Raw genomic sequence first — 26457 nt, 5'->3', positions numbered from 1 at the left:
GACCTGCGTCTGGGCGATGCCGGCCAGCTCATATTCAATCGGGTCCTCGACCGTCATGATGTTGCGCTTGCGGTCGTTGAGATGGGTCAGCGCGGTGTAGAGCGTGGTCGTCTTGCCCGATCCGGTCGGCCCGGTGACCAGCAGCACGCCATGCGGGCGGTCGAGCAGACGCAGAAAAACCTCACGATCCCGTTCGGACATGCCCAGCGCGTCGATTTCCAGCCCGGTGCTGCCGCGATCGAGCAGACGCATCACCACCCGTTCGCCATGCTGGGTGGGGATGGTCGAGACGCGGACATCGATGTCGTAACCGCCGACGCGCAGGGTGACGCGGCCATCCTGCGGAATGCGCTTCTCGGCGATGTCGAGCCGCGCCATCACCTTGATGCGACTCACCAGCAGCGGGGCGAGCGCGCGTTTCGGTTCGACGATGTCGCGCAGCACGCCATCGACGCGGAAGCGCACGATCAGCCGCTTTTCCTGCGTCTCGACATGGATGTCCGACGCCCCGTCGCGCACCGCCTGGAGGAGCAGCGCGTTGATCAGGCGGATGACAGGGCTGTCGTCGCGGCTGTCGAGCAGATCGTCGACCGCCGCCGCGCTGTCGGCCAGCGTCGCGAGATCGTCGGTGTCGGCCAGGTCCATCGTCCCCGCCATGCCGTCGCGATAGGTAGCCGCCACGGCACCCTCGAACGCCTCGTCGCCGACCGGCTCGAACCGGATCGCCCCGCCGAAGCGGCGCTGTACCTCGAGCAGGCCTTCGGCGCTGGCGCCGGGTCGGAAGAGGCAGCGCATTGCGTCCTCCGCGCCCTCGATCAGGACGCCGTGCCGCCGTGCGAAGCCATAAGGAAGCGCGGTCATGCGCGCACCGTCAGTTCGGCGGAGACCGACCCGCTGACAGGCCGCCGATCGACGCGCAGGCCGGCGACACGCAGCGCACTCGATCCCTCGAAAGCGGCGATCCAGCGGATCAGCGCTTCATAGGGCACGTCGGCCACCGTCACGCGCACCTCGCTGCCGCTGCCGTTCACCACCGGGACGACGCCATGCTGCGCGCCGGTCGTCGACAGGATCGTCGCGGGTGTGCCGCTCAGTTGCGGCTGGGCAGGGGCGGTACCGATCGGGCCGGCGCTGCGCAGACGCGCGGCGAGGCTTTCATAGGTGCGGATGTCGTTGCTCGCCTGGCGGCGCGTCTCGACCAGCGGCTGCACCAGCATCGTGGCGAACAGCCACAGGATCAGCAGCGTCGACAGCACAGCGAGCAACAGTTGCTCGCGGCGACTGCGCGCGGCCCACCAGGCCAAGGCCTTCTGCCGCGCCGGCTCTGCGGTCGGAAACAGCGTCGCGAAATCGAAACGGCTCATGCGCCTCCCCCGGCGATGATGAGGGTCGCCCCCTCGAAACGGCCCTGCAGCCCCGCGCTGCCCAGCGCCTTCAATACGCTGCCCCGCGCCGCAGGGTCAGCGAGCTCGACGTCGAGCTGCAGGCGCTGGCGAACGGCATCGAAGGCCATGCTTCTTATGGTCAGCGTCGATCCGAAGGGCGCGAGCGCCGCCGAGCTGCGGGTCAGCAAGGGCAGGAAGCTGCCCGGCGGAGCCGTGGTGCCCGCCGGAATCAGTTCCGCCGCGACCATCGCCGCCTCGCGCGGATCAGTGCCGGTATAGCGACCGGGTGCGGTGGTGGCCAGCTGGCTGGTCAGTTCGGCTCCGCGCTTCGCGACGATCGACTTGAGCGCCAGCGTATCGGCAGCTGCGATTGCGCCATGCGCGAGCAGGCCGGCAGCGGCGACCAGCGCGACACGCCGTCCGGTCGCGGACAGGCCCTGACGAGGCCGCGCGAATACGCCTTGCCGCAGGTCGAGCAAGATCGATGCGATCGGGCCGAAGCCCGCCTGCTCGTCACATTCGGGCCGACCCGCGGCCGCCCATAGCGCGAGAAAGAGCGGTTCACCGGCGGCGAACCCCGCACCGTCGGGCTGGCGGACGAGGATCCGGCCGCCGGGATCGCGGAGTACGTTCCAGCGCCCCGTCTCGGGAACAGGCAGGGCCAGCGCGTCGGGCAGCAGCGCGGCGTCGGGCACGCCGGCATCCTCGGCCATCGCGACCCACCGGGCCATCGCTTCGGGTGCAACGACCGCCGCCAGCCATTCGCCGCCCGTGGTCTGGCCGCCGAGGGCGAGATGCACCATGTCGATTCGCTCGGCGATGCGGTCCTCGATCGCGAAGGGAAGCGCGGCAAGGCGCTTGGCCGGCGACGGCAGCGGCAGCGCCACCGGCAGCAGCAGGACATCCTCGGACGGCACGAGCAGCACGTCGCGCGGGGCATCGAGGCCCAGCGGGCGGCAGCCGCCAGCATCGCAGCCCCACGCCGCACCCGAGGCGGGGCTCGCCAGCATATTTTTTATCCGCGCCAGTCGGGGCGCTATGCTAGGCGACTGTAACATGGTTTTCATGGATGTATCTCATAGCGCGGCCATGATCATAGTTTCGCAACAATTTCATGACGAGGCCGAACGGGAGCCGCGTCGCGCCATTTCCGATCCGGAAGCCGGCCTCACCCTCATCGAGATGATCGTGGTGCTCGCGATCATCGCGCTCGTCGCGGCGCTGATCGTGCCCAATGTCATAGGCCGGCCCGATGAAGCGCGCGTGACGGTCGCCAAGACCGACCTGCGCACCATCTCGGCGGCGCTGAAGATGTACCGCCTCGACAATGGCGACTATCCCAGCAGCGATCAGGGGCTGGCAGCGCTGTCGAAGAAGCCGACCACCGAGCCGCTGCCGCGCAACTGGTCGTCCGAAGGCTATCTGGCGCAGGTTCCGGTCGACCCCTGGGGCCGCCCCTATGTCTATCGCAACACCGGCGGCACCTTCGAACTGCTGAGCCTCGGCAAGGACGGCAAACCCGGCGGCGAGGGACTCGATGCCGATCTGAGTGATAAAGCACCCTGAGATGCAGCCGCAGGGGGGCGAATCGGGGATGACATTGGTCGAGATGCTGGCCGTGCTCGCGATCATCGCGGTCGCGGCGGGCGCGACCGTGCTCGGCATCGGCGCCGCCACCCGCGCGCCGAGCGTCGAAGCCGAGGCGCGCCGCCTGTCGAGCCGGCTCCAGTCCGTCGCCGACGAGGCGATGGTGTCCGACCGGCCCGTCGCCTTCACCTGGGACGAGCGCGGCTATGCCTTCGAGGGATCGGCCAGTGGCGATGACGCAGCGCATGGCCGTCATCGCCTGCCCGCCGGCATCCGCATCGACATGGGCCGGCGCAGGCCGCCGCTGATGCTGGGCGTCGACGGCACCGGCGTGCCGGCGAGCATCGGGCTGCGATCGGGCGAGGATCGCTGGATGGTCGTCTATGACGGATTGTCGGCCACGCCCATTCCGGCGCCCGCCGCATGATGCAGGCGCTTCATCCCCAACTCCCGAGCGAAGCGGGCTTCTCGCTGATCGAGGCGCTGGTCTCGCTGCTCGTGCTCGCCATCGCCGCCGCCGGCCTCGTCCGCGCGGCCGAGGCGCATGTCGATTCGATCCGCAGCCTGGAACGCCGCGCAGCCGCACAGCTGGTCGCGCAGAACCGCCTGGCCGAACTGTCGCTGCCCGGCGCCTCGACTTCGCCCGAGAGCGTCGACATGCTCGGCAGCCGCTGGACCGTGACCGTCGCCGAGACGGCCACCGACGATCCCGACCTCGCGAAGCTGGCGGTATCGGTCGCAGCGCCGGGCGAAAGCGACCCGATCGTAACGCTCGACGGCTTTCGCGACCGGGGGACGACGACACGATGACCCCGCGCCAGGCCTCCCGCGCCGCCGACATCTTCACTGCGCTGGTGATTGCGTCGGTCGCCATCTCGCTGGGCGTGACGACCTGGCATCTGTTGGGCGCAAGCTCGGCGAAGCCCGCCACCGCGCCGGTTGCCGCAACGCCGGGGGGACCGGTCGACATCGCTCCCGCGCTCGCACTCGCGCCGTTCGGGCGGCCCGATGCCTCGTCGGCCCCGCCGACCAGCCTCGCGCTCCAGCTGCGCGGGATCATTCTCGCCGATCCGGCCTCGGCCTCATCGGCGCTGATCGCCCCGACCGGCGGCCAGCCGGTCGCCTATGTCACGGGTCAGTCGGTGCCCGGCGGCGCGACGATCGAGGCGATCGCCTTCGACAAGGTACTGCTGCGGACCCATGGTCGCCTCGAACGGCTCGACCTGCCGCGCATCTCGGCCAATGGTCAGGCCCCAGCCGCCGTCGCCGCCCCGCCGCCCTCCGGCGCAGCCCCCACGACCGGCCCGTCGGACGGATCCGGTAGCCAGCCGCTCCAGGCCTTTGCCCAAGGCTCTCCATCGCCCGGCGCTCCCGTCGGCGGTCCGCTGTCGCTGCTCGACCGGCTCGGTGCCGCGCCCGTGGGCGGCGCTTATCGCGTCGGCACTTCACCCTCGCCCGAGGCGCGTGAAGCGGGCCTGCTGCCCGGCGACGTCATCGAGCGCATCAACGGCATGCCGGCCACCGCCGTCGCCGCCGACCGCCAGCTTCTCGCCCAGATCATGGCGGCCGGACCTGCCCAGGTCGAGGTCGTGCGCGGCGGCAAGCGTGTCACCTTTTCCTTTGCCCTCCGTTGAGGAACCGATCCGTGTCCCTGTACGCCCGCACCGCCCTTTCCGCCCTGATCGCCGCCTCGCTGGTCGGTGCACCGGTCCTGGCGCAGTCCGCACCGGGCGCCGCCGACGTGGTCGTCAACATGCGCGCGGTCGAGATTTCCGACGTGGCGGAGCAGATCTCGCGCATCACCGGCCGCACGCTGATCCTCGACCCGGCGGTCAAGGGCACGGTCAATGTCACCTCGGCCGAGCCGCTGTCGGTCGACGGGGTGTGGGATCTGTTCCAGTCGGTCCTGCGCGTCCATGGCTTCGCGGCGGTGAAGTCGGGCCGGTCCTGGCGGATCATCCCGCAGGCCTCGGCGATCCGTGACGCGGGCTCGGGCGGGCGGCTCAACGCACAGGACGTGACCACCCGGATGGTCCGCCTCCACAATATCTCGGGCGAGCAGGCCGCACGCGTCTTCCGCCCGCTGGTCGCGCAGTTCGGCAGCATCGAGGCGATGACCAGCCCCAATGCGATCATCGTCACCGACTATGCTGAAAATGTCCGGCGGATCGAGCAGCTGGCGCGCGCACTCGACAATGGCGGCGGCGGGCGCTTCGACAGCATCTCGCTGCGCTACGCCAATGCCAAGGATGTCGCGACCGCGATCCAGGGCGTGTTCGGCGACGGCAGTCAGACCGGCGGCCCGCGCGTCGTGGCCGACGAGCGCAGCAACATGGTGCTGCTGCGCGGCGAACCCAATCTGATTTCGGAGGCACGGCGCCTAGCTGCGACGATCGACAAGCCCGGCGCGGGCGTGCCGATCACGCGCATGATCCGGCTCAACAATGGCGATGCAGAATCGGTCACGGCGGTGCTGCAAGGCGTGCTGGGCGAACAAGGCAGCGTCTCGAACCCCGTCGCGAGGGCGGTCGCGGGCGGTCGCGCCAGCCTGGGCCGCACAGCGTCCTCCTCGCGCTCGGGATCGAGTTCGTCGCTCGGATCGTCTGCGTCGTCGCTCGGCGGCCTCGCCGAGGCCGCAGCAGCGGTGGCACCATCGACCAACAGCCAGAGTGCAGACACGCCCGCCAAAGGCTTCTCGACCCCGGACCTGACGGTGCAGCCAGCGCCCGAGCTCAACGCGATCGTGTTGCGCGGCACGCCCGCCGCCATCGCCGAGGTCGAGCCGCTGATCAGCCAGCTCGACGTTCGTCGTCCGCAGGTGCTGATCGAGGCGGTGATCGTCGAAATCAGCGGCGACGAGGCCGAATCGCTCGCCGTCCAGCTCGGCCTCGGTGCGGCCGCTCTCAATCGCGGCGACGGCGCGGCGACCTCCTTCACCAGCCCCGGCGTCTCGCTGTCGACGATCCTTGGCGCGATCGGTGCGCCGGCGGCGGTGGCAGTCCTGCCCAATGGAGGATCGGCCAGCATCAGCTTCGGCGACAATTTCTCGGTGCTGCTTCAGGCGATCGGCCAGTCGACCCGCGCCAACCTGCTGTCGACCCCGAGCATCACCACGCTCGACAACGAACCCGCCGAAATCGTGGTCGGCCAGAATGTCCCCTTTCGAACAGGCAGTTTCACCACCGACGGCAATTCGCTCAACCCCTTCACCACGATCGAGCGGCAGGATGTCGGCCTGACGCTGCGCGTCGTACCGCGCATCCATCAGGGCAATGTCGTCCGCCTCGAAGTGTCGCAGGAAGTCTCCTCGCTCGTCGCCGCCGTCACCGGCGCGGCCGACCTGATCACCAACCGACGCAGCATCCAGACGACCGTGCTGGCCGACGACGGCCAGACGATCGTGCTGGGCGGCCTGATGAGCGACGACCGCAGCCAGGTGAAGAGCCAGGTTCCGATCCTCGGCGACATCCCGATCGCGGGCGAGCTGTTCAAGTCGCGGCGTGAAAGCCAGGTGAAGCGGACGCTGTTCGTCTTCCTCAAGCCAACCGTCCTGCGCGACCAGGCGGCGGCCAAGGCGGTGACCGACGCCAAATATGCGCGCACCCGCTATGACGAAGCGATGCTGGGCAAGCACCCGCCACTGCTGCTCGAACCGCCCCGCGCACGCCTGCCGCTGGAAATTTCCGGCGTCTATTGATCGCCGCCGACCGGATCACCGGTCGAGCGGCGCGTCCTCATCGACCTCGGGCTCGGGATCATCGGCCGCGAGGAACGACCTGACCCGCCGCTCGCCCTTGGCGAACAGCGCCGCGTCTGGCGACAGGGTGACCAGCGTCCAGCCCTCATGGCTTTGCCCCGGCGCCAGCGTGGCTGTCTTGCCGTCGCGCGACCTTACCATCGCGATGGCATTGTCGGGCAACCGACCAACCACACCCACGAGCTGGGGCGCATCCTCGGCCTGGGCCGCCTGCGCGGGTGAAAGCGGATCGAGGAACAGCCGCCGCGACGGCCCGGCATCGGGTGCGGCGACGGGCAGCACGGTTTCACCGGGCGCGGGCAGCACAGGCAAAGCGGGCTGGGCCCGGTAGAGCAGCCAGGCGGGAATCGCCAGAACGAGCCCCGCCGTCAGCCCGAAGAGCAGCCGGCCACTCATCCTTCGTGCCACCCGATCGCCCGCGCTTCGAGCCTCACCGCCGTCTCGGCCGGCCCCGTTCGAGCCAACCGCCAGAAGGCAAAACGGACCAGCGGGCTGCCGGCCTCCAGGTCGCGCACCACGTCCAGAACGTCCGCCTCGGGACCCGACAGGATCAGGTCGGCCGAAAGCTCTGCCGGCATGCGCGCATTGGGGGGCAGCGGCGCCAGCCGTTCGAGCAGCAACCGCCTGTCTGCCGCTGCGCGTCGCACGACGGAGACGAAGGCAGCCTGTGCTTCGGCGCGATTCCGTCCGGCAAAACCAAGCCCTTGCGGCAGGAGGGGCTGTGGGACCGTGCGGCCCATGACGGCTCGCATTTTCACGCGAAGGAGATCGCCCCGGCTCCGTTCGAGGTTCGCCAGACCGAACCAGGCGGCCGGGATCGCAACGGCGACCACCGTCAGCAGCACGGCCAGACGGTTCCGGCTGTAGCGGGGAAGAGACGGGCGGGTCATCGCAGCCGCCCTTCGAGGCCGACCCGGATCGTACCGGCATCGGTGCGGCTCTGGCTCCGCTCGCCGAGCGACGCCAGCAACGGATTTTCTGCAAGCGCGGCGCGCAGCGAGTCGGGATCGGGGGTGACGATCTCGATCAGCAATTCACCGTCAGGCGTCAGCGACAGCGATTCGATCGCGGCATCCTCCGGCAACGTCGCCGCCAGCTGCGCGGCGATCGTGCTCAGCGGTGGCACGCCCGCGACCCGATCGACGCCGTGCCGGGTCCGCTCAACCGTCGCAAGGCGGGCCTGCGCCGTCAGAAGCGTGCCCTCGCGCCGTTCGATCCATGCGATGCGTAGCCGGTCAACGCCGGTCCAGCTCCAGGCCAGACCGGCCGTCAGCACCGGGATCGCCGCGATGAGCAGCGCGGTTCGCCACGCCAACTCCGGCCAGGAGTGTTCGGACGCTCCACCGACCTGCGGTACCGGCAATCGCCAGCCTCCCCGCAGCTTCTGCGCGACGGCATCGAGCAGGCTCGGTCCGATCGCCTCGACGCTCACCGGCTCCAATCCCCGCGCTTCCAATATCGCTCGCGCCGTCGCCGCATCGGGCGCCCGCACGACTCGGATGTCGGAGGAGCCGCTGCGCCGGAGCATCACGCAGCGAAAGCGGATCATCTCGTCCCGCGACACGGTGCGTCTCCGCTGCCTCAGCCCTCGACGCCGTCGAGTGCGGCCGCCAGTTCGTCGAGCCAGACCTTGGCGGTACCGTCCGAAGGCGCGCGCCAGTCGCCGCGCGGCGACAGCGCCCCGCCGCCCGACACCTTGGGTCCGTTGGGCAGCGCCGATCGCTTGAACTGGCTGATCGTGAAGAAGCGGAAGAGGAATTTCTCCAGCCAGCCCCGGATCGTCGCCAGATCATAGCGATTACGCGCCTCGACCGGCAGCCCCGCCGGCCACAGCCCAGCCTCCGCATCGCGCCAGGCATGCCAGGCGAGGAAGGCGATCTTCGACGGCCGCAGTCCCTGCCGCACGACATGATGGAGGAAGAAGTCGTTGAGCTCATAGGGCCCGATCCTGGCCTCGGTGCTCTGGATCGCGCCGCTGGCATCGGCGGGGACGAGTTCGGGCGAAATCTCGGTCCCCAGGATCGACAGCAGGATGGCGTCGGTGCCGGCATCAAACTGGTCGGTGCGCACGCACCAGCGGATCAGATATTGGATCAACGTCTTAGGCAGGCCGGCGTTGACGCCATAATGGCTCATCTGGTCGCCGACCCCATAGGTGCACCAGCCGAGCGCCAGTTCGCTCAGGTCGCCCGTGCCGACGACGAAACCGCCATGGTGATTGGCCAGCCGGAACAGATAGTCGGTCCGCAGCCCCGCCTGCACATTCTCGAAGGTGATGTCGTAAACCGGCTCGCCATCGGCGAAGGGATGGCCGAGGTCCATCAGCATCTGCCGCGCCGCGGGGCGAATGTCGATTTCCTCGGCGGTTATCCCCAGCGCACGCATCAGCGCCCAGGCATTGGCCTTGGTCGCGTCGCCCGTCGCGAAGCCCGGCATGGTATAGCCGCGGATCGTAGTGCGCGGCAGGCCGAGCCGGTCACAGGCCTTGGCCGCGACGATCAGGGCGTGGGTCGAATCGAGGCCGCCCGAAATGCCGATGACCATTGCCTTGCCGCCGGTCGAGCGGAAGCGCTTGGCCAGCCCCTCGACCTGGATGTTGAACGCCTCGTAGCAATCGGCGTCGAGTTCGGCGGGGTCCGCCGGCACGAAGGGGAAGCGCGCGACCGGCCGGGCGAGGCCGACGTCGCGGCCATGCGGCCTATGGGTGAAAGCGATTCGGCGGAAGCGCGTCTCGGGATGCCCGGCGGCAGTCGCGCAGTCGTTGAACGTGCCGTTGCGCATCCGTTCGAGCCGAAGCCGCTCGACGTCGACATCAGCGAGGATCAACTCGGGATCGAGGCCGAAGCGCGTCGATTCGGCGAGCATCGTACCCAGTTCGTGAATCATCGCCTGACCGTCCCAGGCGAGATCGGTCGTGCTCTCGCCCGGCCCGCTGGCCGAATAGCAATAGGCGGCGATCGCGCGCACCGATTGCGACTGGGCGAGCATCGCCCGCTCGCGCGCCTTGCCGATGATGATGTTGGATGCCGACAGGTTGCAGAGGATCAGCGCGCCGGCCATCGCTCCGGCGGTCGAGGGCGGCTGCGGCGCCCAATAATCCTCGCAGATTTCGACGTGGAAGACGAAGTCGGTCAGATCCTCCGCTGCGAAGATCTGGTCGGTGCCGAAGGGCACGCGCTGCCCGCACAACGCCATGTCGAGTCCGGCCAGCCCATGGCCCGGCGCGAACCAGCGCTTCTCATAATATTCGCGGTAATTGGGCAGGAAGCTCTTCGGTACCACGCCCAAGACACAGCCCCGCGCCACGACCACCGCGCAATTGTAGAGGCGCCCCGACCGGCGCAGCGGCGCACCGATCAGCAGCACCGGCGCGAGCGCCGCGCTCGCCTCGACGATCCGGGCCAGTTCGGTCTCGACCCGGTCGAGCAGCGCATCCTGCAGATGCAGATCGTCGATCGCATAGGATGACAAGGCGAGCTCGGGCAGGACGAGCAGGTCGACGCCCGCTGCGTCGGCGCGGTGCGCGAGATCGAGGATCGCATCCGCATTGGCGCCGACATCGCCGACGCTCGCCAACGGAGTACCCGCCCCGACCCGAACGAAGCCATGGCGGTGTATCGAGAAGAAGGACGCGGCTTCGGACATCAGGGCTCCCGATCGGCTGCCTTCGGGCCGGGGAGTCAGCCCGGCGACGAAGGGGTCAGCTGCCCCATAGAGGAAGGCGCGCCCGCGCGCCAATATCCAGCGCCTCCACGCTGCCCCTTGCCGATCAGTCGGCGGTGTGGATGCGATTCCGCCCCAGCTGCTTCGCCTGATAGAGCGCAGCGTCCGCGCGCTTGAGGATCGACCCCGGCGAATCATGGACGTTGAGCGCGGCGAGACCGCCCGAGAAGCTCAGCCTGCCTAGCGATTGGCCGGTGTGCGTCACCTTCAGTTCGCGCGCGGCGATGGCGGAGCGAATCTTGTCGAGCACGGCCACCGCGCTTTCCGCCGCCGCGCGCTCGAACACGACGACGAATTCCTCGCCGCCATACCGCGAGACGAACACGTCACCACTGGCCGCCCGGCCCAGAGACGAGCCGACGAACTTGATCACTTCGTCGCCGATCTGGTGCCCATGCGTGTCGTTGAACTGCTTGAAATGGTCGATGTCGCAGATCGCCAGCGCCAATGGCGTATCGCCGCGCCGCGCCTTTTCGAAGGCATTGCGCAGATGATGGTCGAGCGCGCGCCGGTTGGGCAGGCCGGTCAGCGGGTCGCTATTGGCCCTGTGGTGAGCAGCAGCCAGATCCTTGCGCATGATGCTCATCTGCGCCTCGGTCCGGCGGAGATCATCTTCGGCCGCCTGCGCCTTGTCGATCATCGACCGGGTCAGTCCGACCAGCTTCTGCACCGCCTGCGCCGGCGAGCCATCGGCCTCCAGACCGGCAGCTTCATCCGCCAGCGCCTGACCATAGTCGCGCGCATCGTCGCCCGACCGGATCAGGATCGACGACATCTCTTCCAGGAATCCCTGCGCTTCGGTCGCGATCCGCGAGAGCTCGTCGGTCGACAGCCCGCTGTCGATCCGTGCCGATATCGCCGAAGCGACGGCCTCGTTGAGGCCGCCCTCCTTGGCGATGGCGCGATCGATCATCGCGTTGAACTCGCCATCCCGCCCTGAAAGGTAGCGGTGGCACATCTCGAAATTGCCCGGCGACGGTTCGAGCCCGTGGTCGAACAACAATTTGCCGATCATGTCGTAGAGCCGGCGCCATTCGGCGCGCTCCGCTGACTTCTCGGCTATACGTTCCTCGCGCACTACTACACCCCTGATCCTGGCACCGGGGGATAGTCCGAGATTCGATACATCCGGTTAATGCCGCACCGTATTATTACGGCGTCACGCCCTCCAGCGGCCTGTCTCCATCCACGCCAGAAGCGGCTTCAACGGGGCGATCCAGATGATGCCGGCAACGACGTAGATCAGCAGCTGGACGAGCATATGCTGATCGCCAATCCATGAGGATGCCGTAGCGACAATCACCGCCCAGACGAGAATCAGCAGCAAGATCAGGAAGATGCCTGTCGGCTTGCGCCAGCTCGGTTCGTTCATCCTCGCTCCTCCGGCTCGATCGGTCCCCGTTCGGTGACCACCGCATCCAGCGCCACATCCCAGGGATCGACGGCTATGGCGCAGCTTTTCTGCACCGACCAGCCATAGCCGATTTTTTTCACCATCGGACGTAGCGCGAAGGCGCGATCGTAAAAGCCACCTCCCTGACCGAGGCGCATGAGTCGCGAGTCGAATCCGATCAACGGGGCGACGATGGCATCGGGTTCCCGCAACGGGGCGTCCGCGGATGGCTGGAGCAGTCCGCGCCACCCGCGTTCGAGTGAGTCCCCCGGGGACCAGAGATGGAAATGCATGTCCGAGCCGGGCCCCGTCACACGCGGGAGAAGCACGACGCCGCCTGCCTTCGCCGTAGCGTCGATCGCCGCGGTACAACCCAACTCGCTGCCAATTGCGACATAAAAGGCAACCGTTGCTGAGCCGGCGAGCAGCGGCTTCAACGCGCTCGCAGCATCCGCTTCGAGACGGACCCGGTCCGCGCTGGACAGGGTACCGACATAAGTGTCGCGCGCCGCGCGCAGCGCCTGTCTCTGCACGGCCTTGTCGATGGGGTGGTTCGTCATGTCACCGGACCGGCGAGGAAGGGCGGGTGGCGGGACCGCCATGGTCGTTTGCTGGAATATCCTCTGACGCCAGTAGCATCAGGTGGGGACCATATGTTCCGGACCAGGGCCCGGGCAGGGACAGTCCCCTAGGAATGTGAATCGCCTCAGGGATGTTCTCTGCAGCTCGTGCCGGGCAGAACCCGCCGTCCTCCATGTAAGATGATATGGCGCGACTCTCAAGGGCATGGCCCTGGAAAGGACATGGTCGCAGCAAGGAGATCGCCGTGCTGGTGCAGCGGCAGCGACCGGATCAGACCGCCGGTCGCTCCAGCTGCTCGGCCAGCCGCTCGACCCGTTCCGCGATGCGCTCGATTGCCACGGCATAAGCGGGATCGGGCTCTGCACTGGCCGGAACCTCGTTGCGCGCCACCGCAGCCGCGCCGCGCAGATCGTTGACCTCATCCGCGAGCAGGAGAGCCGACAGCAGCAGCGTGCGCGACTCCGTCATGTCGCCCAGCGCCCCCGTGATGTCCTGCGCCTTGCCGTTCACCATTTGCACGAGCGCGCGCAGATGGTCTTCCTCGCCATCGCGGCAGCTCAGGCGATAGCGCCGTCCGGCGACTTCGACGTCGACGTCGGCCATCAATATCTCTCCAGCAGTCGATCGATCCGCTCGATCGCCGACTCGGTCGTCTCGCGGAGGGTGCGATGGCGTTCGGCCAGACGATAGAGCGCCTCGCTCTCGTCATGGCCGAATCCGGACTGCGTCGCAGGAGCGGATTCTATTCCGGCCTCGACACGGGCGATCGCGCGTTCGAGGCGGCCCAGGGCAAGGATCAGGCGGCGGTCTGTCATCGATTCGATGGAATAGCAGCCTCGCGCCGCCCCGCAAGCATTCCCCAAGGTTGACGATACCGCTTTGGCACGACAAAGGGGCCGCGCGAACAGGCGAGCCCTGTTCGACCGACGATCCCGCCCGTCCGCACAGAAGGTAGACCATGACGATTGCACCGCGGCAGCTTGCCAATGCCATCCGCGCCCTTTCCATGGATGCGGTGCAGGCCGCCAATTCGGGGCACCCCGGCATGCCGATGGGCATGGCGGACGTCGCGACCGAGCTGTTCACCCGCCATCTGAAGCACGATCCCGCGAAGCCCGACTGGGCTGATCGCGACCGTTTCGTTCTGTCGGCGGGCCATGGGTCGATGCTGATCTACTCGCTGCTGCATCTGACGGGCTATGCGCGGCCCACGCTCGACGACATTCGCAACTTCCGCAAGCTGCACAGCCCCTGCGCCGGCCACCCCGAGAATTTCGAGCTTCCGGGCGTCGAGGCGACCACCGGCCCGCTGGGTTCCGGTCTCGCCACCGCCGTCGGCATGGCGATGGCGGAACGCCACCTGAACGCCGTGTTCGGCGACGAGCTGGTCGACCACCGCACCTGGGTGCTTGCTGGCGACGGCTGCCTGATGGAAGGCATCAACCATGAGGCGATCGGTCTCGCCGGCCATCTGCAGCTCGGCAAGCTGATCGTCCTGTGGGACGACAACAAGATCACGATCGACGGCGCCGTGTCGATGAGTTCGTCCGAGGACGTGCTGGCGCGCTATGCAGCCACCGGCTGGCACACCATTTCGTGCGATGGCCATGACGCGGCGAGCATCGCCCAGGCGCTGGAAGCGGCCAAGGCCGATCCGCGCCCGTCGATCGTCCAGTGCAGCACGATCATCGGCTTCGGCGCGCCCAACAAGCAGGGCACGTCGGCGACCCATGGTTCGGCGCTCGGCACCGACGAGGTCGCCGCGACCCGCGCCCATCTCGGCTGGACCGCCGAGCCGTTCGTCGTTCCCGACGACATCAAGGCGGCCTGGCTCGAAGCCGGCCAGCGCAGCGTCGGCGAGCATCAGGCCTGGCAGGCGCGCCTCGCCGCTTCCGCGCAGAAGGACGAATTCGAGCGCCGCATGGCGGGCAAGCTGCCGGCCGGCTTCTCGCTCGACGCCTATCTCCAGGATCTCGCCGCCAACCCGCAGAAGGTCGCGACCCGCAAGGCATCGGAAATGGTCCTCGGACCGATCAACGAGCAGATCCCCGAGACGATCGGCGGCTCGGCCGATCTGACCGGGTCGAACAACACCAAGACCAAGGCGCAGGCACCGTTTACCGCAGATAACTATGCCGGACGTTACGTCTATTACGGCATCCGCGAGTTCGGCATGGCCTGCGCGATGAACGGCATGGCGCTTCATGGCGGCGTGATCCCCTATGGCGGCACCTTCCTGGTCTTCTCCGACTATTGCCGCGCGGCCATCCGCCTCTCGGCGCTCCAGCAGCTGCGCGTCGTCTATGTCATGACGCACGACTCGATCGGTCTCGGCGAGGACGGCCCGACCCACCAGCCGGTCGAGCATATGATGAGCCTGCGCGTGATGCCGAACCTCGACACCTATCGTCCGTGCGACGTCGTCGAGACCGCGGAATGCTGGGCGCTGGCGCTTGAAAAGGCCGACGGCCCGTCGCTCCTCGCCCTGTCGCGCGAAGGCCTGCCGCAGCTGCGCACCGACGTGTCTGAAAATCTGTCCGCCAAGGGCGCCTACCGGCTGAAGACCGCCGATGCGGCGCGCAAGGTCGTGCTGATCGCCAGCGGGTCCGAGGTCGAGATCGCCCTCGCCACCGCGCAGAAGCTCGAGGATGCCGGCTTCGGCGCCGACGTCGTCTCGATGCCGAGCTGGGAGCGCTTCGACGCGCAGCCCGAGGCCTATCGCGACGAGATCCTGCCCGAGGGCGTGCTCCTCGCTTCGATCGAGGCCGGCACCACGATCGGCTGGGAACGCTATGTCGGCCGCAAGGGCCTGCGCTTCGGCCTCGATGGCTTCGGCGCTTCGGCCCCGGTCAAGGCGCTCTACGACCACTTCGGCCTGACCGCCGACAAGATCGCTCCCCAGATCATCGGGGCGCTCAGCAACTAAACAAACCGCAGGAGATTTCGGCACATGGCAGTCAAGGTTGCAATCAACGGCTTCGGTCGCATCGGTCGGAACGTGGCGCGCGCCATCCTCGAGCGCACCGATCACGACCTTGAGCTGGTCTCGATCAACGATCTGGCCGACGCCAAGGCGAATGCCCTGCTGTTCAAGCGCGACTCGGTCCATGGCAAGTTCAGCGGTACGGTCGAGGTCGACGGCAACGATCTGATCATCAACGGCAAGCGCATCCATGTCACCGCCGAGCGCGATCCGGCCAAGCTGCCGCACGCCGCCCAGGGCGTCGACATCGCGCTCGAGTGCACCGGCTTCTTCACCAACCGCAAGGGCGGCCAGGCGCATATCGACGCCGGCGCGAAGCGCGTACTGATCTCCGCTCCGGGCAAGGAAGTCGACCTGACCGTCGTGTTCGGCGTCAACCACGACCAGCTGACCGCCGATCACATCATCGTGTCGAACGCGTCGTGCACCACCAACTGCCTGGCGCCCTTCGCCAAGGTTCTGCACGAGGCGATCGGCATCGAGCGCGGTCTGATGACCACGATCCACGCCTATACCAACGACCAGAAGATCCTCGACCAGATTCATGAGGATCCGCGCCGCGCCCGCGCCGCCGCGATGTCGATGATCCCGACCACCACCGGTGCCGCCCGCGCGGTTGCCGAGGTGCTGCCGGCTCTGAAGGGCAAGCTCGACGGCTCGGCGATCCGCGTGCCGACCCCCAACGTCTCGGTCGTGGACCTGACCTTCACCCCGTCGCGCGAAACGACGAAGGACGAGGTCAACGCCCTGCTCAAGGCGGCCGCCGAGGGTCCGCTCAAGGGCGTGCTCGGCTATACCGACGAGCCGCTCGTCTCGATCGACCTCAACCATGACGCCCATTCGTCGACGATCGACAGCCTCGAGACCTCGGTGATCGAAGGCAAGCTCGTCCGCGTGCTCAGCTGGTACGACAATGAGTGGGGCTTCTCGAACCGCATGGTCGACACGGCCGGCGCGATCGGCAAGCTGCTCTGAGTTGAGCCGAAGGCCTGCCTTCCGCCCGGTGCCCACCGCCATCGGCCGCCTTGCTGCGGCCATGGCGGTCGAATCCGCCACGTGGACGGGACAGGCCTTCTGACATGGCAGGCCGGCTGATCGGAATCGCGCGGAAGAGCCGTGCCCATGGGCCGCTCGAAACCGTCGATGCCGTCGAGATCGGCCTGACCACCGGCGTGCACGGCGATCATCGCGGCGCCACCCGGCCCGGCAAGTCCAACCGCCGGCAGGTCACGATCCTGCGTGCCGAAGACTGGGCGGCGGCGATCGCCGAACTCGGCGTGCCCATATCCTGGGAAGAACGTCGGGCCAATCTGCTGGTCGAAGGCGTGGACCTGCCCCAGGCAGCGGGCGCCACTCTCCGTGTCGGAGCCGCGCTGTTCGAGATCACGGGCGAGTGCGACCCATGCCGGCGGATGGACGCGGTCGCCGACGGGCTGCAGAGCGCGCTGCGACCCGACTGGAGGGGCGGCCGCATCGCCCGCGTGATCGAGGGCGGCCATATCGCTCTCGGCGATAGTGTTGAAATCGAGGGATAAGATGGCTTTCAGGACACTCGACGACATCGGCGACGTGCGCGGCAAGCGCGTGCTGGTCCGTGAAGATCTCAACGTGCCGATGGACGGCGCCACAGTCACCGACGACACGCGGCTGCGCGCCGCCGCGCCGACGGTCGCCGAACTGTCCGACAAGGGTGCGATCGTGCTGGTCCTCGCCCATTTCGGTCGTCCCAAGGGCGAGCGCAATCCGGACATGAGCCTTGCCCTCGTCACCGGGGCCCTGCGCGCGGTGCTGGGCCGCGAGGTCCGCTTCATCGGCGACTGCTGTGGCGAAGAGGCCGAGGCTGCGGTCGCGCAGTTGCAGCCGGGCGACATCGCGCTGCTCGAAAACACCCGCTTTCACAAGGGCGAGGAGAAGAACGACCCCGCGCTTGCCGAGGCGATGGCGAAGCTGGGCGATCTCTACGTCAACGACGCCTTCTCCGCCGCGCATCGCGCCCATGTGTCGACCGAAGGTCTCGCCCGCCTGCTCCCGGCTTACGCGGGGCGCTCGATGCAGGCCGAGTTGGAGGCGCTCGAAAAGGCGCTCGGCAAGCCCGAGCATCCGGTCGCGGCGGTCGTCGGCGGCGCCAAGGTATCGACCAAGCTCGACGTGCTGAAGCATCTGGTCAGCCGCGTCGATCATCTGATCATCGGCGGTGGGATGGCCAACACCTTCCTCGCCGCGCGCGGCGTCGATGTGGGCAAGTCGCTGTGCGAGCACGATCTCAAGGACACGGCGCTCGAGATCCTCGATGCGGCCGAGAAGGCCGACTGTATCGTCCATCTTCCCTATGACGTGGTCGTAGCCAAGGAATTCCGCTCCAACCCGCCGGTGCGGACGGTCAACGTCCATGAGGTCGCCGCCGACGAGATGATCCTCGACGTCGGCCCGGCAGCGGTCGAAGCGCTCGGCGATGCGCTGAAGACCTGCCGCACACTGGTCTGGAACGGGCCGATGGGCGCGTTCGAAATCGCCCCCTTCGATACCGCGACGGTTGCGCTCGCCCGCACGGCGGCGGCGCTGACCAAGGGCGGCTCGCTGGTGTCGGTCGCCGGTGGCGGCGATACGGTGGCGGCCCTCAACCATGCCGGCGTCGCGGCCGATTTCAGCTTCGTCTCGACCGCCGGCGGCGCCTTCCTCGAATGGATGGAAGGCCGCGAGCTTCCCGGCGTGAAGGCGCTGGAAGCCTGAGACCCGCATAGCCGGGGGACGCTGCAAAGGCGCCCCCAAATATAGACAGACAGGAGATAAGCATCATGTTCGATCAGGAGACGGCGAAGAAGATCGCCGACGGCAAGGGATTCATCGCGGCGCTGGACCAGAGCGGCGGTTCGACCCCGAAAGCCCTCAAGGGCTATGGCGTCGAGGAAGGCGCATGGTCGACCGAAGAGGAGATGTTCGGGCTCATCCACGCGATGCGCACCCGCATCATCACCTCGCCCGTGTTCACCGGCGAGAAAGTGATCGGCGCGATCCTGTTCGAGCGGACGATGGACGGTCAGGCCGACGGCAAGCCGGTTCCGCAGGTCCTCAACGCGCGCGGCGTCGTCCCCTTCATCAAGATCGACAAGGGCCTCGAGGAAGAGGCCAATGGTGTCCAGCTGATGAAGCCGATGCCTGGCCTCGATGCGCTGCTGGCGCGCGCCAAGGGCCTGGGCGTGTTCGGCACCAAGGAGCGCTCGGTGATCAACCTCGCCAACCGCGAGGGCATCGCCGCGATCGTCAAGCAGCAGTTCGAAGTCGGCCAGCAGGTCCTTGCCGGCGGGCTGATGCCGATCATCGAGCCCGAGGTGAACATCAAGAGCCCGGAGCGCGCCGAAGCCGACCAGATCCTGCTCGAGGAGCTGACCAAGGCGCTCGACGCGATGACCGGCGATGACAAGGTCATGCTCAAGCTGTCGCTGCCGGCGAAGGCGGGCCTGTTCGACGCTCTGGTCGATCATCCGCGCGTGCTGCGCGTCGTCGCGCTGTCGGGTGGCTATAGCCGCCCCGACGCCTGCACCGAACTGGCGAAGAACCGGGGCGTGATCGCCAGCTTCAGCCGTGCGCTGCTCGAAGACCTCCGCGCGCAGATGAGCGACGAGCAATTCGACGCCTCGCTCGGTGCCGCGATCGACGAGATCTACACCGCGTCGACCAGCAAGACCGCCTGATATCCTATGGAGGGTGGGAGCAATCCCACCCTTCTTTCCGTCATTCCCGGCCTTCGCGGGAATGACGTTTGCGGCTAAGGGGTGCGTATGACCCCAAATGACAATGACGATTTTGACGAGGACGAGCTGCGGCTCGATCCTGCATTCGCAGACCGGTTCGAGCGCGACGACAGCAGGCCGCCCTGCAAGCTCTACCTGATCTCGCCGCCATCGATCGACGAAGCCTTCGCCGAGGCCTTGGCGGCGGCGCTCGACGCCGCGCCAGTCGTCGCAGCCTTCCAGCTGCGGTTGAAGGGGATGGACGAGCACCGCATCGCCGACCTTGCCCGCCCGTTGCAGGCCGTCTGCGCATCGCGCGATGTTGCCTTCATCATCAATGATTCGATCGGCCTTGCGAAGCGGCTCGAAGCCGATGGCGTGCATCTCGGCCAGGGCGACGGCGACCCGCGCGACGCGCGCGAGCGGCTGGGTCCCCAGGCCCAGATCGGCGTTACCTGCCATGACAGCCGCCACCTTGCCATGGAAGCGGGCGAGGCCGGCGCCGACTATGTCGCTTTCGGGGCCTTCTACCCGACCACCACAAAGGAAACCGAGCATCGCCCCGAGCCGTCGATCCTCGGCTGGTGGTCCACCCTGTTCGAACTGCCGTGCGTCGCGATCGGCGGGATCACGCCCGATAATGCCGCACCGCTGATCGCAGCCGGCGCGGACTTCATCGCGGTGTCGGGGGCGGTGTGGAATGACCCGGACGGCGCAGCCGCCGCCGTCAGAAAGTTCGCGGCGCTGCACGGCATGGGCTGAGACCCACGCCGCAGGCAGATATCAGCCCAGCTTGCCGAATTCCTTTTCGAAGCCGGCAATATCATTCTGTTCGAGATAGCGGGCCTGATCGATCCAGCGATCACGGAAGATGCGGCCCTTGAACGCACCGAGGCGAGCATCGACTTCGGCCGCCTGCGCCGGATCGAGCGCGGCGAGCTGGTCGAAACGGTGGATGCCGATGCCGTTGAGCACGGCCTTGGCCTTCGGACCCAGGCCCTTGATACGGGTCAGCTCGTCGGCGGGCAGATCGGGATGGGCGTCGACACCCAGTACCGGGGTGGCGACGTCGAGGATGGCGGCGGCGGCGCTGTCGACGACGCCATGGCCTTCTACCGCACTGGTCTCTTCGGGAACCTGCGCAGGCTCCGGCGCCGGGGTGGCGATCACCGCCGCGGCCAGTGCCGGCTCGGCCGACCGGGTCGAGACGGGCGCAGGCGTATCACTCAGCGACACGCGCTGCTTGGGCTTGCGCAGCAATAGGAAAAGCCCCGCAATCGCGATGATAGCGACCAGCGTGGCGATGATCAGCGTAGCGTTCGACATACCCCCGAAATCCCTCGTTGACTTGACCCTTTGCGAACGCGCTTGAGCGTCAGCCGTTCCGCTGCCGTGCCAGTTCGCGCCACCCTATGTCACGCCGGCAGAAGCCGCTCGCGAAATCGAGCGTGTCGACGGCGGCATAAGCGGTGTCGCGTGCTTCGCCGATATCCTTGCCCAGCGCGGTGACGTTCAGCACACGGCCGCCATTGGCGACGAGTTCGCTCTCCCTGATCGCGGTACCGGCGTGGAAGATCTTGGTGCCCTTCGCCTCGGCCTCTTCTATATTGCGGATGACGCCGCCCTTGGCGGGGGTGCCGGGATAGCCCTTGGCCGCCATCACCACCGTCAACGCGCTGTTCGGCGACAGGCTGGGACGCGCTATCTCGTGCAGGCGGCCTTCGGCCACCGCGAGCATCAGCGTCACCAGATCATCCTCCAGCCGCAGCATCAGAACCTGGCATTCGGGATCGCCGAAGCGGGCGTTATACTCGATCAGCTTGGGGCCATCGGCGGTCAGCATCAGTCCGGCATAGAGCACGCCCGAATAGGGAATGCCCGCCGCCGCCATCGCGCGCACCGTCGGCTCGACGATCTCGCGCATGGTCCGCGCTTCCAGCTCGGGGGTCAGAACCGGCGCGGGGCTGTACGCGCCCATGCCGCCGGTGTTCGGACCGGTATCGCCATCCCCGACGCGCTTATGGTCCTGGGCGGAGCCGAAGGGAACGACGGTCTTGCCGTCGGTCAGCGCGAAGAAGCTTGCTTCCTCGCCGGTCAGGAATTCCTCGACCACAACCTCGGCACCGGCGCTACCGAAGCTGCCGCCGAACATGTCGTCGATCGCATTCTCCGCCTCTGCCCGGCTCTCGGCGATGACCACGCCCTTGCCCGCCGCCAGACCATCGGCCTTGATCACGACCGGAATGCCGAAGCTGTCGAGCGCCGCCTTGGCCGAGGACGCATCGGAGAAGCGACCATAGGCCGCCGTAGGGATATTCTCGCGGCGGCAAAGATCCTTGGTGAAGCCCTTGGATCCCTCGAGCTGCGCCGCCTCACGGTTGGGGCCGAAGGTGAGAATACCGTTTGCGCGCAGCAGGTCGCCCAGACCGGCGACCAGCGGTGCCTCGGGCCCGATCACCACCAGACCGACATTTTCCTCGCGCGCAAAGGCCAGCACGGACTCCGGATGGGTCGGATCGAGATCGACGCATTCGGCAACTTGGGCTATGCCGGGATTGCCCGGCGCAGCGAACAATTTGGTAAGCCGGTCCGATTGCGCGAGCTTCCAGGCCAGCGCATGTTCGCGGCCCCCCGATCCCAACAGCAGGACGATCATGAACGATTTTCTCCCAGGCGTGCCCCCAAGCGACAGGCCCCGCCTGTTAGCCGAGGAGCAGCCGGGCGACAACGCACCCGCGCTGTCTGTGTCGGAATTATCCGGCGCGCTGAAGCGGACGGTCGAGGATGCGTTCGGCTTCGTCCGCGTGCGCGGCGAGATTTCGGGCTTCAAGCGGCACAGTTCGGGCCATTGCTATCTGAGTCTGAAAGACGAGCGGGCCTGCATCGACGGCGTCGTCTGGAAAGGGCAGGCCGCCGCGCTGCGCTTCCGCCCCGAAGACGGGATCGAAGTGATCGCGACTGGCAAGCTCACCACTTTCCCCGGCCGATCCAAATATCAGATCGTCATCGACCGCATGGAACTGGCGGGGCAGGGCGCGCTGATGGCGCTGCTCGACCAGCGCCGCCGACAGCTGGCGGCAGAAGGCCTCTTCGACGAGGAGCGCAAGCGGCCCCTGCCGTTCATGCCGCGCGTGATCGGCGTGGTGACCTCCCCCACCGGCGCGGTCATCCGCGACATTCTCCACCGCCTCGCCGATCGCTGCCCCAGCCACGTCATCCTGTGGCCGGTCGCAGTGCAGGGTGACGCGGCGGCTCCTCAGGTCGCGCGCGCCGTGCGCGGCTTCGGCGCGCTTGCGCCCGATGGCCCGATTCCAAGGCCCGACCTGTTGATCGTGGGCCGGGGCGGCGGGTCGATCGAAGATCTCTGGGCGTTCAACGAGGAAGAGGTGGTGCGCGCGATCGCCGAATCGCCGATCCCGGTCATCTCGGCGGTGGGCCATGAAACCGACACGACGCTGGCCGACTTCGCCGCCGATCGCCGCGCACCCACCCCGACGGCGGCGGCCGAGATGGCGGTGCCCGTGCGCGCCGATCTTGCCCATCATGTCCGCGAACTCGGTGCGCGGGCCGAGCGGCTGGCACGACGCTATCGCGAGCGGGCCGACGAACGTTTCGAGGCCGTGATCGACCGCTTTCCGTCGCTCGACGGCCTGTTCGCCGGGCAGCAACAGCGGCTCGACGATCTCGCCGACCGCCTGCCCCGCGCGCTCGGCCAGCGGCTCGCCCATGCGCGCAGCGATCTCGCCCACGCGGCCGGCGCCCTGCGACCCGCGCTGCTCGACCGCAAATATGAGCGCGCGGCCGAACGGCTCGCTTCGGTCCGCCTCAGCGATCGGCCGATCCGCGCGAAGATCGACCAGAATCGCGCCGCGCTCGATCAGCTGTGGCGCCTCGCCGAACAGCTGCACCCTGACCGGCCGCTGCAGCGCGGCTATGTCCGGGTCGAGCGTCGGGGCGGCGGCGTGCTGACCTCCACCGCCGCAGCCCGCGAGGCAGCTCTGCTGACCCTGCATTTCGCCGATGGCGCCGTCGATGCGCGCGTCGACGGGGAGGAAGAGCGACCGCAGCCGCGCCCACCAGCGCGCACGAAGACGGTGGCAGAAGACGCCCCGCGTCAGCAAAAGCTCTTTTAGTCATGGCCCATCGCGCCCATATGACGCCCCGGAGGATTGACCCATGCTGATGAATGCGGGCCGCGAAGCCCGGCTCCATTATCTCGCCAACGGCTTTCGCGTGCTGACCGGCGGCGACCATGTCGTCTGTGCCGTGTCGGGCGTCGCGATCCCGCTCGACGAACTCCGCTACTGGAGCGTCGCGCGCCAGCAGCCTTACGCAAGCGCAGTCGAGGCGACCCAGGCGGAGCTGCAGGCTTGAACCCAGCGCGGCTCGCGCTCGCCGCCCTGCCGTCGCTCCTGTTCGTCGCGGGCTGTGCACCGTCGCTCGTGCCGCCAACATCCCCCGCCCCCCCAGCTGCGCGTCCGGCGCGCGTCGTCGACAATGCCGATTTCGGCCTGTCGGGCCGGATCGAGCAGGGCGGTCTTGTCTATGGCCAAGTCCCGCCGGGCACCGCGACACTGAGCCTCGATGGCAAGCCGATCGCGGTTGCGGCCGACGGACGCTTCCTGATCGGCTTCGATCGCGATGCCAAAGCCGATGCCGCGCTCGAAGCCGTGCTGCCCAATGGCACGATCTGGCGCCGCCGCCTCGCCGTCGCGCCGCATGGCTGGCAGATCGAGTCCCTGCCGACCCTGCCCAAGGGCACGACGCCGACCCCGGAATTTCTCGCCCGTCGCAAAGTCGAGCTGGAGCAGATCGCCTCTGCGCGGGCGCAGACCCATGACGTCGGCGGCTGGCGGCAAAGCTTCGTCTGGCCGGTGACGGGCCGGATCAGCGGACTGTTCGGATCACAGCGTATCTATGCGGGAGAGCCGGGCAGCTTCCACTCGGGGGTCGACGTCGCCCGCCCGGCGGGCACCCCGATCGTCGCCCCCGCCGATGGCGTGGTGGTCCTTGCGGCGGCAGCGCCCTTCTCGCTCGAAGGCAATCTGCTGATGATCGACCATGGCCTGGGGCTGAATTCGGCCTTCCTCCATCTGTCGCGCATCGATGTCGCGGTCGGGCAGGCCGTCCGCCAGGGACAGACGATCGGCGCGATCGGGATGACCGGACGGGCGACCGGCCCGCACCTCCACTGGTCGCTCAAATGGCGTGACGCGCGGGTCGATCCCGCGCCGGTCGCCGGCCCGATGCCCTGATCGCGGCACCGGGAACGGCCAAGCCTGCCTCTACTCGACGCGCCGGAAGCGGATGCCCCGGCTGATACCCACCGATCCCAGATAGCTGCCCAGCGAAGCCTTGCGGATCTTGACCTTGTCACCCGCCCGAGGCGCCACGGTCAGCGCTCCGCCGGTCTCCCAGGTGCCGGCGTCGTTGGCCAGTTTCAGAGCCCAATCACCGCCCTTGGTGGGACGCACGCTGGCCACGGTGCTCTCGATCTCCTGGACTTCGTCGGCCTTGTCCGCCTTGTCTTCTTCGTCGCCGCCACCGAACAGCGAGAGCTTCGGCAAGGAGAAGCCGAACAGCGACCTCTTGGTCTCGCGTATCTCCTTGCGATCGACGACGACGAGGTCCTTCTTCTTCTCGGCCTCTTCCAAAGCACCGACAGAACGATCGTAGCAGGCGAGGCGCTGGGCGTTGTCCGCGATCCCGCGGCAGTCGACCAGATTGCGGAAGAGCTCAGGGCGATTGCGAACCTTCTCCGCCGCCGATGCCGCCGTGGCGACGGCCAGAGCCGACAACGCAAGAAGCGCAGAAACATGCCCCTTTTTCATCCTAATTCTCCTGCCTTTGAAACAATATAACCATGCGATGCCGGATGGGCGCAATGCCGTTTCGCCACTGTTGCATAAATACGACAACGTCGGCCCAACATGCCTTTCCGGATTAACCTCCGCTTTACAGCTTGATCAGATTTCTTGCACATCAGCGAGATGCCCGAGCGAGGGGTGTATGGTGTGCCAGCGCCTGCGCCTTTTTGCGAGGGTTGAGCTCGGACCGACGATTCGGTCCGCTCACTCCAGAAAAGGGACTGGAAAGTGACCACTAAAATGAACAAGGTCAGCCGCTTCGGGCTGGGCTGCAGCGCTGCCGCGCTGAGCATTGCCGCGTTCGCGAGCGCGCCCGCGTTCGCGCAGGGCGCTGCGGACGGGGACGAAGAAGGCGCCGTCATCATCGTCACCGGTTCGCGCATTCCGCAGCCGAACCTGACCGGCGTCAGCCCGGTGACGGTGGTTGGCTCGCAGGAATTCAAGCTGCAGGGCACGACCCGTACCGAAGACCTGATCAACAGCCTGCCGCAGACCTTTGCCGGCCAGGGCGGTAACCTCGCCAACGGTGCGACCGGTACCGCAACGGTCGACCTTCGCGGCCTGGGCTCCGAGCGTACGCTCGTCCTGATCAACGGCCGCCGCCTGATGCCGGGTGACCCCGTCTCGTCCGCCGCCGACCTCAACATGGTGCCCGCCGCCATCGTCAAGCGCGTCGACGTGCTGACCGGCGGTGCCTCGTCGACCTATGGTTCGGACGCGGTTGCCGGCGTCGTCAACTTCATCATGGACACCGACTTCGAAGGTTTCCGGATCGACGGCCAGTACAGCCTCTACCAGCACAACAACAGCAACGACACGCTCCGGGCGGCGCACGCGGCTCGCGGCTTCCCCTTCCCGTCGGGCAACACCGTCAACGGCGGCACCGTCGACGTCACCGTTTCCTTCGGTGGCAAGTTCGGCGACGACGATCAGGGCCACTTCATGGCCTATGCCGGCTACCGCAAGCTGAAGGCGGCCAGCCAGAGCAAGTTTGACTATGCGTCGTGCGCCTCGCAGGTGAACGCGGCGGGCGTCGTGAGCTGCGGTGGCTCGGCCACTTCGGCCAATGGCTCGTTCTTCGACTGGAACTCGAACCTGTTCCAGATCGGCCCGAACCGGACCTTCACGCCCGGCTTCACGCCGTACAACTTCGCGCCGCTGAACTACTTCCAGCGTCCCGACGAGCGCTACACCGCCGGCGTCTTCGCCGACTATGAAGTCAGCCCGGCCTTCCATCCCTATATGGAAGCGATGTTCATGGACGACCGCACGGTCGCCCAGATCGCCGAATCGGGTAACTTCGGCAACACGCTCAGCATCAAGTGCGACAACCCGCTCCTGTCGGCTCAGCAGCGGACGCAGATCTGCGCTCCCGGAAACCTCATCACCCGCTTCACCGAGACCGGCTTCCCGCTGGTCGATGCCGGTGTCGCGCCGATCGACTTCCGC

At 67.7% G+C, this 26457-nt stretch carries 30 protein-coding genes; 15 read left to right on the top strand and 15 right to left on the bottom strand.

From position 1 onward, the window contains the following. The 3 genes from KAY22_RS08630 to gspL form a co-directional block, all read right to left on the bottom strand. Window positions 1-861: ATPase, T2SS/T4P/T4SS family (locus tag KAY22_RS08630; RefSeq protein ID WP_296622278.1), on the bottom strand; the 861-nt coding region annotated here is incomplete at its 3' end. Continuing rightward, the gene (gene gspM / locus KAY22_RS08625) at window positions 858-1364 is read right to left on the bottom strand and encodes a type II secretion system protein GspM (protein WP_296622276.1); all 507 of its coding nucleotides are present in this window, start codon (window positions 1362-1364) and stop codon (window positions 858-860) included. The genes gspM and KAY22_RS08630, both read right to left, overlap by 4 nt. Then, on the bottom strand, window positions 1361-2395 hold the full coding sequence (gspL, locus tag KAY22_RS08620) for a type II secretion system protein GspL (protein WP_296622274.1): 1035 nt from the start codon (window positions 2393-2395) through the stop codon (window positions 1361-1363). The genes gspM and gspL overlap by 4 nt, the downstream gene beginning before the upstream one ends. A gap of 79 nt (window positions 2396-2474) precedes the next feature. Between gspL and gspG the strand changes: the two genes are divergently transcribed. Genes gspG through gspD form a run of 5 tightly spaced genes read left to right on the top strand, consistent with a single transcriptional unit; the run spans window position 2475 to window position 6669 of the window. Then, a complete protein-coding gene (gspG, locus tag KAY22_RS08615) occupies window positions 2475-2951 on the top strand; it encodes a type II secretion system major pseudopilin GspG (protein ID WP_296622272.1) in 477 nt (158 codons plus the stop codon). A 1-nt stretch (window position 2952) separates the two neighbouring features. Beyond that, window positions 2953-3399: a GspH/FimT family pseudopilin gene (locus KAY22_RS08610; protein WP_366514073.1), complete on the top strand. Its 447-nt coding sequence runs from the start codon at window positions 2953-2955 to the stop codon at window positions 3397-3399. Then, window positions 3396-3782: a type II secretion system minor pseudopilin GspI gene (gspI, locus tag KAY22_RS08605; RefSeq protein ID WP_296622267.1), complete on the top strand. Its 387-nt coding sequence runs from the start codon at window positions 3396-3398 to the stop codon at window positions 3780-3782. Before KAY22_RS08610 ends, gspI begins: the two co-directional genes overlap by 4 nt. Beyond that, on the top strand, window positions 3779-4606 hold the full coding sequence (locus KAY22_RS08600; protein ID WP_296622265.1) for a type II secretion system protein N: 828 nt from the start codon (window positions 3779-3781) through the stop codon (window positions 4604-4606). The genes gspI and KAY22_RS08600 overlap by 4 nt, the downstream gene beginning before the upstream one ends. 11 nt (window positions 4607-4617) lie before the next feature. Next, window positions 4618-6669, top strand: a complete 2052-nt coding sequence (gene gspD, locus KAY22_RS08595) for a type II secretion system secretin GspD (protein WP_296622263.1) — start codon at window positions 4618-4620, stop codon at window positions 6667-6669. Between the two features lie 15 nt (window positions 6670-6684). On the opposite strand, the gene KAY22_RS08590 is transcribed toward gspD, so the two are convergent. The 9 genes from KAY22_RS08590 to KAY22_RS08550 form a co-directional block, all read right to left on the bottom strand. Continuing rightward, on the bottom strand, window positions 6685-7125 hold the full coding sequence (locus tag KAY22_RS08590) for a hypothetical protein (protein WP_296622260.1): 441 nt from the start codon (window positions 7123-7125) through the stop codon (window positions 6685-6687). Beyond that, a complete protein-coding gene (locus KAY22_RS08585; protein WP_296622258.1) occupies window positions 7122-7619 on the bottom strand; it encodes a hypothetical protein in 498 nt (165 codons plus the stop codon). Before KAY22_RS08585 ends, KAY22_RS08590 begins: the two co-directional genes overlap by 4 nt. After that, window positions 7616-8293, bottom strand: a complete 678-nt coding sequence (locus KAY22_RS08580) for a hypothetical protein (protein WP_296622256.1) — start codon at window positions 8291-8293, stop codon at window positions 7616-7618. The genes KAY22_RS08585 and KAY22_RS08580 overlap by 4 nt, the downstream gene beginning before the upstream one ends. A gap of 17 nt (window positions 8294-8310) precedes the next feature. Then, on the bottom strand, window positions 8311-10374 hold the full coding sequence (locus KAY22_RS08575) for an NAD(+) synthase (protein ID WP_296622255.1): 2064 nt from the start codon (window positions 10372-10374) through the stop codon (window positions 8311-8313). A gap of 124 nt (window positions 10375-10498) precedes the next feature. Next, entirely contained in the window at window positions 10499-11530 is a 1032-nt protein-coding gene (locus KAY22_RS08570) for a GGDEF domain-containing protein (protein ID WP_296622253.1), read from the bottom strand. An 81-nt stretch (window positions 11531-11611) separates the two neighbouring features. After that, on the bottom strand, window positions 11612-11824 hold the full coding sequence (locus KAY22_RS08565) for a DUF2842 domain-containing protein (protein ID WP_296622252.1): 213 nt from the start codon (window positions 11822-11824) through the stop codon (window positions 11612-11614). Continuing rightward, window positions 11821-12405: a 5-formyltetrahydrofolate cyclo-ligase gene (locus KAY22_RS08560; protein ID WP_296622250.1), complete on the bottom strand. Its 585-nt coding sequence runs from the start codon at window positions 12403-12405 to the stop codon at window positions 11821-11823. Before KAY22_RS08560 ends, KAY22_RS08565 begins: the two co-directional genes overlap by 4 nt. 292 nt (window positions 12406-12697) lie before the next feature. Beyond that, window positions 12698-13030: a cell division protein ZapA gene (locus KAY22_RS08555; RefSeq protein ID WP_296622248.1), complete on the bottom strand. Its 333-nt coding sequence runs from the start codon at window positions 13028-13030 to the stop codon at window positions 12698-12700. Continuing rightward, window positions 13030-13242 carry a hypothetical protein gene (locus tag KAY22_RS08550; protein ID WP_296622246.1) on the bottom strand — a complete coding sequence of 71 codons (213 nt, stop codon included), beginning with the start codon at window positions 13240-13242 and terminating at the stop codon, window positions 13030-13032. Before KAY22_RS08550 ends, KAY22_RS08555 begins: the two co-directional genes overlap by 1 nt. A gap of 143 nt (window positions 13243-13385) precedes the next feature. On the opposite strand from KAY22_RS08550, the gene tkt reads away from it, so the two are divergent. The 6 genes from tkt (at window position 13386) to thiE (ending at window position 19903) form a co-directional block, all read left to right on the top strand. Further along, a complete protein-coding gene (gene tkt / locus KAY22_RS08545; protein ID WP_296622245.1) occupies window positions 13386-15353 on the top strand; it encodes a transketolase in 1968 nt (655 codons plus the stop codon). Between the two features lie 24 nt (window positions 15354-15377). Next, complete coding sequence (gene gap / locus KAY22_RS08540) at window positions 15378-16385, top strand: type I glyceraldehyde-3-phosphate dehydrogenase (protein ID WP_296622243.1); 1008 nt, start codon at window positions 15378-15380, stop codon at window positions 16383-16385. 104 nt (window positions 16386-16489) lie between these two features. Beyond that, a complete protein-coding gene (locus tag KAY22_RS08535) occupies window positions 16490-16945 on the top strand; it encodes an MOSC domain-containing protein (protein WP_296622241.1) in 456 nt (151 codons plus the stop codon). A 1-nt stretch (window position 16946) separates the two neighbouring features. After that, window positions 16947-18140 carry a phosphoglycerate kinase gene (locus KAY22_RS08530; RefSeq protein ID WP_296622239.1) on the top strand — a complete coding sequence of 398 codons (1194 nt, stop codon included), beginning with the start codon at window positions 16947-16949 and terminating at the stop codon, window positions 18138-18140. Between the two features lie 65 nt (window positions 18141-18205). Further along, window positions 18206-19102 (top strand): fructose bisphosphate aldolase, encoded by an 897-nt coding sequence (locus KAY22_RS08525; RefSeq protein WP_296622237.1) that lies wholly within the window; start codon window positions 18206-18208, stop codon window positions 19100-19102. Between the two features lie 87 nt (window positions 19103-19189). Further along, on the top strand, window positions 19190-19903 hold the full coding sequence (gene thiE, locus KAY22_RS08520; protein ID WP_296622234.1) for a thiamine phosphate synthase: 714 nt from the start codon (window positions 19190-19192) through the stop codon (window positions 19901-19903). Window positions 19904-19924: 21 nt separating this feature from the next. On the opposite strand, the gene KAY22_RS08515 is transcribed toward thiE, so the two are convergent. Both KAY22_RS08515 and purD read right to left on the bottom strand, forming a co-directional pair. After that, a complete protein-coding gene (locus KAY22_RS08515; RefSeq protein ID WP_296622232.1) occupies window positions 19925-20467 on the bottom strand; it encodes a hypothetical protein in 543 nt (180 codons plus the stop codon). Between the two features lie 49 nt (window positions 20468-20516). Next, window positions 20517-21797 carry a phosphoribosylamine--glycine ligase gene (gene purD, locus KAY22_RS08510; RefSeq protein WP_296622228.1) on the bottom strand — a complete coding sequence of 427 codons (1281 nt, stop codon included), beginning with the start codon at window positions 21795-21797 and terminating at the stop codon, window positions 20517-20519. On the opposite strand from purD, the gene xseA reads away from it, so the two are divergent. Genes xseA through KAY22_RS08495 form a run of 3 tightly spaced genes read left to right on the top strand, consistent with a single transcriptional unit; the run spans window position 21796 to window position 24396 of the window. Further along, window positions 21796-23274, top strand: a complete 1479-nt coding sequence (xseA, locus tag KAY22_RS08505) for an exodeoxyribonuclease VII large subunit (RefSeq protein ID WP_296622226.1) — start codon at window positions 21796-21798, stop codon at window positions 23272-23274. The genes purD and xseA overlap by 2 nt on opposite strands. 43 nt (window positions 23275-23317) lie before the next feature. Next, window positions 23318-23515 (top strand): DUF2093 domain-containing protein, encoded by a 198-nt coding sequence (locus KAY22_RS08500; RefSeq protein ID WP_296622224.1) that lies wholly within the window; start codon window positions 23318-23320, stop codon window positions 23513-23515. Next, window positions 23512-24396, top strand: a complete 885-nt coding sequence (locus KAY22_RS08495; RefSeq protein WP_296622222.1) for a M23 family metallopeptidase — start codon at window positions 23512-23514, stop codon at window positions 24394-24396. Before KAY22_RS08500 ends, KAY22_RS08495 begins: the two co-directional genes overlap by 4 nt. 30 nt (window positions 24397-24426) lie before the next feature. Here the strand turns inward: KAY22_RS08495 and KAY22_RS08490 are convergent, their stop codons facing one another. After that, on the bottom strand, window positions 24427-24972 hold the full coding sequence (locus tag KAY22_RS08490) for a hypothetical protein (RefSeq protein ID WP_296622221.1): 546 nt from the start codon (window positions 24970-24972) through the stop codon (window positions 24427-24429). Between the two features lie 264 nt (window positions 24973-25236). Between KAY22_RS08490 and KAY22_RS08485 the strand changes: the two genes are divergently transcribed. Next, the coding region (locus KAY22_RS08485) for a TonB-dependent receptor plug domain-containing protein (protein WP_296622219.1) at window positions 25237-26457 on the top strand (1221 nt) is incomplete at its 3' end.

It is taken from the genome of Rhizorhabdus sp. (assembly GCF_018006725.1).
Taxonomy (GTDB): Bacteria; Pseudomonadota; Alphaproteobacteria; order Sphingomonadales; family Sphingomonadaceae; genus Rhizorhabdus.
This window is presented reverse-complemented; position numbering and strand designations above follow the sequence as displayed.